Source organism: Acinetobacter sp. ACNIH3, assembly GCF_002918965.1.
GTDB lineage: Bacteria > Pseudomonadota > Gammaproteobacteria > Pseudomonadales > Moraxellaceae > Acinetobacter > Acinetobacter schindleri.
In genome coordinates, this window is record NZ_PQLP01000115.1 from 1 (window position 1) to 1,789 (window position 1,789).

Here is a 1,789-nt window from a genome sequence, read left to right on the forward strand (position 1 = left end):
TGACTCAAGCATTAATGCAGTACGATCTTCAAAGTTAAGATGATGGTATGACAATTTTATATACTCCATAAACCCTTTAAATTAATTAGGTGGTTTATGTCGCACTTCAAGTTTTACTCTGCCCTGGTACTTACATTAAGTTGGAGTTTTCCAATTAAGAAGGGATTTTGCATTATTTTAATAATTTTTTCAGCTATAATCTCTACAGCTACTATATTTTTAACATCTTCAATAAATAAAATAAATTCATCACCCCCGAGGCGAGCTAGAAAATCCGAAGCACGCAAAGCAATAGATACGCGATAAGCAAATTCCTGAATGACTTTATCACCGACATCATGACCATAGCTATCATTGATACTTTTAAATTTATCAATATCAAAATACATAAGTGCCATATTTCGACTGGCGCGGGCTTGTTTCAGTAAAGTGTTTTCTAATTTATGATAAAAATAGGCACGATTTGGTAGTTTAGTTAAACTATCATAGTTGGCACGTTTAAATAGCTCTGCTTCTGTTTCCTTACGCTCAGTAATGTCATCGATTACATAAAGAATTGAATCAATCTCACCTTCTATACCTCTTATAGGTAAAGTGCTAATTTCTAGCCATTGATAGCCAGTATTCGTTTTTAATTGAATCTCTTGATGTTTATATAAAAGTTGTCCAGTACGTATTGCTATATCAGCATCAGCAATAAAGATCTGGGCATATTCTTTCCAAGGCATTTCAAAGTCTGTTTTGCCTTTCAACTGCTGGATATTATCTAATCCGATAAAATTCAGAAGACTTTTATTTCCACCCTGATAAAAACCTTGTGTATCTTTCCACAAAATCAATTGTGGAATGTTATCGAGTACCAATTGTAAGGTTTGACGAGAACGATATAGTTCTTGATCTACCCTTTTTTTCTCTGTGATATTTTTAGCAATTCCAAGAACACTGGTGATTTTATTACCATTAGCGATAGGCACGAGTACGATTGACAAATCATTTGCTGTACCATCCGGTTGAGTGAGCCAGTTATGATAAGAAACGGCTTTGCCCTGAAGCGCTTGTTGAAAATAGGATCGGCTCATTTGTGCATTTTCCACACTTAGAAAATTTTCTAGAGAGATCCCGGCTAATTGATTCGCAGTCATACCAAATTCTATTTCTGCTTTTTTATTCACTGCAACAAATCGACGCTGTCTATCCAGCAAATATACCGGAAAAGGATGATTTTCAAAAAATGATTCAAAATTATCAGCTTGCCAGGCTTGCTGTTCTAACATTTTATAATGTCTTCGAATACGAACTCCGATATAAGCAAAGATTAGACTGAGTAAAATACCGAAAAGAATCATCCCGGCATATGAACTAATAAGCAACTCTTCAAATTTCTGAAGACTCTTTTGATAGATAAAAATTAACCACGGACGCCCGCCGAAACTGATCTGAGTTTTATTTAAGAGCTGTAAGTCCGGATTTCCCAATAAGCTATGAGTTACTTGATCACCATCATAAATGAGGCTATTTTTTTGCAAGTTACCTTCAAACACCTCAAGATCAAACTCTGTATTTTTTAAATCATGGTTGAAGTTAGTAAATAAGTCATCAACATAGATAACAGAAAAAATAAAACCTAAAGGCTTTTTATCAGATTTATTGGAAGATAGGTTTAGAGGTGGTCCCACTTGTTTGAACAACTAAAAGCGTATTTATAAGTGATATTCCGCTCTAGTTAAGCCACCTTGTTTTGTTGGGGTAGCTGATCATAGTAAAACTCATTTGGTGTCATTTTGTCTAG

Annotated in this window: 1 protein-coding gene; it reads right to left on the reverse strand. The window is 34.6% G+C overall.

All coding sequences use genetic code 11. The annotated features are described in order from the left end of the window. Window positions 1–113: 113 nt before the first annotated feature. Window positions 114–1,688 carry a bifunctional diguanylate cyclase/phosphodiesterase gene (locus C3420_RS16870; protein ID WP_103801083.1) on the reverse strand — a complete coding sequence of 525 codons (1,575 nt, stop codon included), beginning with the start codon at window positions 1,686–1,688 and terminating at the stop codon, window positions 114–116. Window positions 1,689–1,789 lie beyond the last annotated feature (101 nt).